This is a genomic window from Microcystis sp. LEGE 00066, assembly GCF_015207925.1.
In the GTDB taxonomy this organism is placed as follows: domain Bacteria; phylum Cyanobacteriota; class Cyanobacteriia; order Cyanobacteriales; family Microcystaceae; genus Microcystis; species Microcystis ichthyoblabe_A.
Window position 1 is genome coordinate 1 of sequence record NZ_JADEVX010000221.1, and the last position, 6,299, is coordinate 6,299.

Consider the following 6,299-nt stretch of genomic DNA (forward strand, 5'->3'; position numbering starts at 1 on the left):
CCACACCCCACACCCCATTCACTTGATTATGGAACTACCAGAATTAAATATAGAGACAATTTGGGCGATTATTAACGATGAAATTGACGACGAAACCGTTAATAAATTGGTTTGGCAAAGTTTAGGTTATCGCTACGATGAAAGTCAAGGAAAATGGGATAATAGTCAAGTAGAGGAAGATTGGCTCCGTGAATATCCCGAACCCCCGGATTTTATTGCCAATCGTCCCCCAACAGTAAAATTAACTCGATCGATCTTGCCAGAAAATAAACAATTATTAAAAGATAAATTGGGGTTTACCGGTTATAAAATTGGCGAATTCAATCCCCGCATGACTCGCCGTGCCACCGCCGCTAATTGGTTGTGCTTTTATGGGTTAAAATAGATCAGGAAAGTTATTTTATCAAGCTTCTAGCATGGTTACTATCCCTGTCAAGTCCTCCTCTCATCCCCTAGCATCCTATATTGAGCGTCTCACTGCTGGGGAAGCATTGTTAAAAGATACTCCCCAGAATTTGATCGAGGTAGTGGGTATCCTGAAAAGTTACGGAGTGGTGTTAGATGCTTATTCCAAAAATTTAATTTATATTGCGGAAAATCAGTTTTTGGTTTTTTTCCCTTTCTTTAAATATTTTAATGGTCAAGTATCTTGGCAAAAATTACTACAACACTGGTGGCATAATCGCATTAATTTTGAGTATGCTGAATATTGTATGAAAGCCATGTTTTGGCATGGTGGGGGTGGTTTAGATAGTTATGTAGATGGTGCCGCTTTTCGGGAAGTGACAGCCAAAGTTATTCAAGCCAAATTTAGTAATAATCCCCTAGTTCTAATTTTAAATAAAGCCTTTCCTGAATTTTTGCCAGAACAAATGCGGATGATGGCCTACTATAGCGGTTTAGGTCAATTTTGGCGAATTATGGCCGATACTTTTTTAAGTTTATCCGATCTCTACGATGTCGGAAAAATTACTAATATTCCCGAAGTGGTGGCACACATTAAGAAAAATTTAGTCGATAATGCTAGTCAAGCAATTGTCTATCAGGTAAAAATCAAAGGACAAACCTATGATCTGATCCCAAAATCGGCAGGATTAACCTTTCTTGCAGATACGGCAATCCCCTACGTCGAGGCGGTTTTCTTTCGCGGAACACCTTTCCCCGGTACAATTTCCTATAATGCCCAAGCCTATCAAATTCCCTACGATCAAGGAATGTTTGCCTATGGTGCTTTGTATGCGGATCCTTTACCCATCGGAGGTGCAGGGATTCCTCCCACACTATTAATGCAGGATATGCGTCACTTTTTACCAGATTATCTGCACGACATTTATAAAAAGAGTTTTCGTCAAGAGGAAGATTTATTAGTCCAGATCTGCGAAACTTTTCAAAAGTCGATGTTTTGTGTGACAACGGCAGCCATTCAAGGATTAGCACCTTACCCTTTAACTACCACAGATTTAAAAGAACAAAAAGCCAATCGCATCTATCTAGAAGCATGGATGAATCGCTTTGTCAAGTCAAGATTAGAAGCGGTAAATCAATAATTATTCTGCCGATAAATCGGTAAGTTTTGCAGTCAACAAACCCCCTTTACATTTATGTCAGATATTAACGCCCAACTTCAGGATATTTTAGCTCAATTGCAATCTTTAACCGAACGGGTTGCCCTCATCGAAGCGCGGCAGATGTTAGTACCAGACATCGAGCGCTATGGTAAATTACAGCAATTACTAGCTGAGGGGAACTTTAGGGAGGCAGACGCAGAAACTCTCCGAGTTATCCTCGAAACTGCCGGCAGAACCCGCGATACTTTAACCCCAGAGGATATGATGCGGTTTCCCGTTAATGTGATTCGAGTACTCGATCGCCTTTGGAAAAATTATAGCGGCGATCATTTCGGTTTTAGCAATCAGGTGAAGTTATATTTTGCCGCCGGCGGTAGTATTAACACCCTGCGTACCCAAGACGCGGAAACGATTAGAAAATTTGGGGAATTGGTAGGATGGCGCGATAAAGATGAGTGGCGTATCGATGATTATGATCACTGGGATTTTAGTCTAGCGGCTCCTGAAGGCTGTTTTCCCGCTCTCTGGTGGAAGTCTCCCTACGGGTTAAAAATGGTGACTTTTTGCTTTACTCGCCTGATAGAGTGCGATTTATAGGCAATGAAAGGGATTATCGACTATTTTCGGGCTTTATTATCCCCCCAATTTGCTCCCACCGGGATAAAAGTGGCTGTAGTAGTGGGGACAATTTTATTGACAATTAACCACGGTTATGCTATAGTGGGCGGCCGTATGACAAGCGATCGCTGGCTGGCGGCATTACTGACTTATCTAGTTCCCTATCTGGTCAATGTTCATGGGCAGTATAGCAGTTATCGCCGTCAGCAGTGGCCGAAAAAATCCCAACAATAAAGGCAATGAATATACCTCTAAGTGGTGATTTCTTTGACTCTAGGGAACTCTCTGTTAGCAGAGGGCTGCTATGATAGCGATCGAGACGAATATTCATGAGTCCGATTTACCATGGCTGCTGTTTTATTGAAAACTGGCGAATTCCAAGAAATCCCTGATGATCAGTTAATTTCTTTCCTCGAGAAAAACCGAGATTTGATTCAAGATCGACAATCACCCAGAAAAAGAGTGATTAAAAGACCTATACCGTTCAATGTGACTTCTTTCGAGTCTTTTAAACTATAAAATAGCAGCAGTATCTACTCTAGGGTAAGATTAACTCCCTTAGCTAGGATTTGATAAATGCGATCGCTCTCTTTTCAGTAAGGCACTAGCGAGAAAAATACCCAGTATTGCCAATACAGCCATAGCATAAAAAGCATAAGTGTAAGTACCGAACCAATCGCGAATTCTACCAGTTACTAAAGTTCCGATCAAAGCACCAACACCGTAGGCAGTAAAAACAATACCGTAATTTTGGGCGTAGTGGTCAGGATTAAAGAAGTGGAGAGTGGTAGCGGGAGCTAGGGCTAACCATCCCCCTAAACAGAACCAAAATAGACAAAAAGCCACTAGATAGCTAGTAACTGCCCCTTTTTCGGACTTGACCATCAACAGGCAACCGATCAAAATGAGTGTATAGGCCCCGATCGCTAAATAATGGGGTTTCCAGCGATCGCTCAACCAACCGAACAAAGGACGACTAATACCATTAAACAAGGCAAAGAGAGCAACACTACTAGCCGCTAACCCCGGCTCAATCTGGATAATTTCCTCAGCGACGGGACTAGAAATACCGATAGCACTCAAGCCAATTAAAGCACCAATGGCATAGCAAAGCCATAAACCATAAAATGAGCGACTTTTCAGCATATTCACTGGATAATTGGCCTGAAAGTCGGATTTTCGATTAGCTAAATTGGCGGGAGGTTGCCAGTCCCGGGGGGGTAACTTCATGGCGAGGGCAATCATCACAATAATTATTGTAAAGATAATCCCCAAAAATCTTAAACTTGGTCTAACGCTATATTCATTGATCAATCGATTGGCTAAAGGTGCGGTAATCAGGGGAGAAAGGCCAAATCCGATGATAGTTAAACCCACCGCTAAACCTTTTTTGTCGGGAAACCAGCGTGCCACCACTGCCATGGGAACACCGTAAGCGATGCCGACTCCTGTGCCAGCAATGACTCCGTAGGTCAGAATAATTGTCTGGATCTGAGCGGCAAAACTAGCGAGAATATAGCCTAAACCGACGATAATTCCGCCGATAGCGGTCATCCTGCGAGTACCTACCCGGGGGATAAAAAAACCAGCGATCGGCATAGAAGCGGCATAAAATACTAGGGCCACAGTGTAGGGTAGTAAGCTTTCCGTGGCGCTGAGATTTAATTCTGTTTCTAGGGGTTTTCTAAAGATACTCCAAGAGTACACCGTCCCTAAACAGAGTAAAACACCCATTCCTAGAGGTATTAATAACCATCTACCTTTGGCCGCGGGTAATCCCAAAACTGTCAACTCGGAATCATAATTACTGGTAGTCATAGATCGCCGTGACTCTTTCTAGACTTGCTGGCCAGTATTCTAGATGAGATCATGGCTAATGGGGCCAATTTTCCAGAAAATTTTCCGATTAAAATGAGGGGGTGAAATAATTCACCCCCTTAAAAGTCTCTCCCCATCTATAGCTGAGGGACTTCTGACGAACTTTAACTAAACTGCTGCGAAGTAAACTTTTGACTTCACAGGATCGGGAACCATAGTAGCATCCCCTTCTTGCCAACCGGCGGGACAAACTTCATCCGGATGGGATTGGACGTATTGAATCGCTTTCAGAGTGCGGAGGGTTTCATCGACACTGCGACCAAAGGAAAGATTATTAATAGTAGCGTGTTGGATAACACCTTCTTTATCGATGATAAAGAGACCACGCAGGGATACCCCCGCATCAGGATCAAGAACATTGTAAGCGGTGCTGATTTCTTTTTTCAGATCCGACACCAAAGGATAGGCCACATCCCCCACACCGCCGGATTTTCTCTCGGTTTGAATCCATGCGAGGTGAGCAAATTCGCTATCGACGGACACCCCTAAAATTTGGGTGTTGATACTGCTAAATTCGCTAACTCGATCGCTGAAAGCGGTAATTTCCGTGGGGCAAACAAAGGTAAAATCGAGGGGATAGAAGAATAAAACGACGTATTTACCCCGATAATCCGATAATTTGATGGTTTTGAACTCTTGATCGAAAACGGCGGTCGCGGTGAAATCCGGCGCCGCTTGTCCGACTCTTAAGCAACCTTCGGCGGTCATACTTTTAATCTCCTTAATCTAGTTTCTGGGAAAATGCAACTATTTTTACATTCCTTAACAACTATATCATAGTCATAACGATTTTGAGTAATTGGCCGTTAGTTGGGGATTGGGGTCGGAAGTGGGGAAGTGGGGAGACCAGTTCGTGTGTGTTGCGGGGGAGAATAAATAAAAGCTGTGTACTGGAAACAACACACCATGCTGATCAAGGATTTATGCGATCGCCTGACAGAGTGATAATAGGTAACACATCATTGGAGCGGACAGATGTGATATTTTGGGTTAGAATTGACCATTAGAGACGATTTGCTGCCGATCAATTCAGCCGTTAGCTTGCAGTAACGAACCTATGAAAATTGAGGATTTTGGCAATGTTCAGTTATCTTAAAGGATTTTTAGTTAGCCATGCTTCGAAGCTAATTCTATCTTTGTTGGTCGGAGTACCAGTGATCACAACTGTGAGTATCATTATATCCAATCAAATCGCCAAAAAAGAACCTATAGATTTGCAACCCGAAGAAGTAGTACGCAGACTACAAGAAGATTATCCGGGTTGGCAAGATAAACTTTTTGCTTGTCCTTGTACTGAAGACGAGATTATTCAACAAAGGATTATTAACGCAAAATCCTATCCATTGACACCATAAAATGCAGCCGAGCGTCAACTTGAAATGTCTTATCATCCGGGAGCTAAAGGTTTTTATCGTTCTGCTGCTCCTGAGGAATATCGACCGGAAGGAAGGAACGATTTATACCCATTAAGGCCAGGTCAGCAATGTACTTACGATGAGAATGGTAGATTAATCACCCATGGACCAGCAGCCGGAACACCCGATGCCTATGGTTCCAATGCGACGGATTCCTATTTCTTTACGTCTATAGGTAAATTTATAGGTAAAGGTGATTTTAGTGGATTGCATATAACATGGGATGTGGACACTTATAAAAAGTTGGGATGGCGAGAGTATCACAAGATTTGGAAGCCGAACAACGGTAATAGCTGCCTATTCAATCCTTCGCCAGAAGGTGAACGAGGTTTACTAGAATTAGAAAAACAAGCCAAAGCTAAGCTTGGACTTCCTAGACTATTATATAAAGGTGAATTTACACGACAAGGGATAAATTTTTATGCGGAGGAATGGATTGATAGTATTAGAGTATTCAAAAGGGATAATCTAGAAGGTTCTCCAAGGACAATATATGAAATTCAGAAAAGATTACTAAGAAAAGAGCAAGGACAGCAAGAATATCGAGAAAGACGGCTCTTCGTTACTCTTTATGCTAAATCAACAGACAAGATGCCAAGATAACATACTTCTAACCCAAAAATTCCGAAAGTTTCTAAAGCCATAGCCTCTTCTTTTTATTAGTTTAAGTTTATTGTTGATTCCCTCGACCACCCCATTCGTTGTCCTTCGCTCGAAATAACTAATTATTTCTCCAAACCAGTTTCGGATTGTTTGACAACTCTTAGTAAAAACACTGGAGGATTTTGCCAACCATTCCGAGATGGATAGCATTCCCTCT

9 protein-coding genes are annotated in these 6,299 nt (G+C 42.3%); 6 read left to right on the forward strand and 3 right to left on the reverse strand.

Translation table 11 applies throughout. The features are described 5' to 3' along the window. Positions 1 to 28 precede the first annotated feature (28 nt). The 4 genes from IQ224_RS20645 to nrtS are packed head-to-tail and all read left to right on the forward strand — an operon-like array spanning position 29 to position 2,420. Complete coding sequence (locus IQ224_RS20645) at positions 29 to 385, forward strand: DUF1823 family protein (RefSeq protein WP_002749585.1); 357 nt, start codon at positions 29 to 31, stop codon at positions 383 to 385. 31 nt (positions 386 to 416) lie between these two features. Continuing rightward, positions 417 to 1,547, forward strand: a complete 1,131-nt coding sequence (locus IQ224_RS20650) for a CO2 hydration protein (protein ID WP_002749584.1) — start codon at positions 417 to 419, stop codon at positions 1,545 to 1,547. A 54-nt stretch (positions 1,548 to 1,601) separates the two neighbouring features. Then, positions 1,602 to 2,165 carry a GUN4 domain-containing protein gene (locus IQ224_RS20655; protein ID WP_002736466.1) on the forward strand — a complete coding sequence of 188 codons (564 nt, stop codon included), beginning with the start codon at positions 1,602 to 1,604 and terminating at the stop codon, positions 2,163 to 2,165. 3 nt (positions 2,166 to 2,168) lie between these two features. Next, positions 2,169 to 2,420 carry a nitrate/nitrite transporter NrtS gene (nrtS, locus tag IQ224_RS20660; RefSeq protein ID WP_002749581.1) on the forward strand — a complete coding sequence of 84 codons (252 nt, stop codon included), beginning with the start codon at positions 2,169 to 2,171 and terminating at the stop codon, positions 2,418 to 2,420. 324 nt (positions 2,421 to 2,744) lie between these two features. On the opposite strand, the gene IQ224_RS20665 is transcribed toward nrtS, so the two are convergent. After that, positions 2,745 to 4,004 carry an OFA family MFS transporter gene (locus IQ224_RS20665; RefSeq protein ID WP_194033445.1) on the reverse strand — a complete coding sequence of 420 codons (1,260 nt, stop codon included), beginning with the start codon at positions 4,002 to 4,004 and terminating at the stop codon, positions 2,745 to 2,747. Positions 4,005 to 4,172: 168 nt separating this feature from the next. After that, a complete protein-coding gene (locus IQ224_RS20670; protein WP_002749576.1) occupies positions 4,173 to 4,772 on the reverse strand; it encodes a peroxiredoxin in 600 nt (199 codons plus the stop codon). 458 nt (positions 4,773 to 5,230) lie between these two features. On the opposite strand from IQ224_RS20670, the gene IQ224_RS20675 reads away from it, so the two are divergent. Together IQ224_RS20675 and IQ224_RS20680 are read left to right on the forward strand one after the other, a co-directional pair. Continuing rightward, complete coding sequence (locus IQ224_RS20675) at positions 5,231 to 5,419, forward strand: hypothetical protein (RefSeq protein WP_153044861.1); 189 nt, start codon at positions 5,231 to 5,233, stop codon at positions 5,417 to 5,419. A 24-nt stretch (positions 5,420 to 5,443) separates the two neighbouring features. Continuing rightward, positions 5,444 to 6,082 carry a hypothetical protein gene (locus IQ224_RS20680; protein WP_194033446.1) on the forward strand — a complete coding sequence of 213 codons (639 nt, stop codon included), beginning with the start codon at positions 5,444 to 5,446 and terminating at the stop codon, positions 6,080 to 6,082. Here the strand turns inward: IQ224_RS20680 and IQ224_RS20685 are convergent. Beyond that, a partial coding sequence (locus IQ224_RS20685) for a transposase (protein ID WP_194032751.1) occupies positions 6,059 to 6,299 on the reverse strand: 241 nt, incomplete at its 5' end. The genes IQ224_RS20680 and IQ224_RS20685 overlap by 24 nt on opposite strands.